Origin of the sequence: Arenibacter sp. F20364, from assembly GCF_023015905.1 — a bacterium.
Taxonomy (GTDB): domain Bacteria; phylum Bacteroidota; class Bacteroidia; order Flavobacteriales; family Flavobacteriaceae; genus Arenibacter.
In genome coordinates this window covers 1-342 of record NZ_JALKBD010000175.1, presented here as the reverse complement: position 1 = coordinate 342, position 342 = coordinate 1, and the positions used below count along the sequence as shown (strand labels likewise).

The 342-nt window shown below is 45.6% G+C and carries 1 pseudogene; it reads left to right on the top strand.

Annotated features, from left to right (window positions below):
- Positions 1-342, top strand: a pseudogene (locus MWU84_RS24215) (hypothetical protein); the annotation flags it as partial.

Here is a 342-nt window from a genome sequence, read left to right as displayed (position 1 = left end):
ACAGAGGATATTTCCTCAGGTGGTAACGATAAAGTTTTAGTAACCGATGCAGTAGGAACGGTAGCCTGGGTGGACAAGTCGAGCTTCGATGCCATCGCGGATCAAGTTACTATAACAGGAGTTGGCACTACCTTGGATCCTTTCAAGGTTGAGGACCTTTCCATCGTTACGGCAAAACTAGCCGATGGAGCAGTGACTACCATAAAATTGGGCGATGATGCCGTGACCAATGCTAAATTGGCGGACAATGCCGTTCAGACAGAAAATATTTTGAACGGTACCATTTTAACAGAGGATATTTCCTCAGGTGGTAACGATAAGGTCTTGGTAACCGATGCAGTA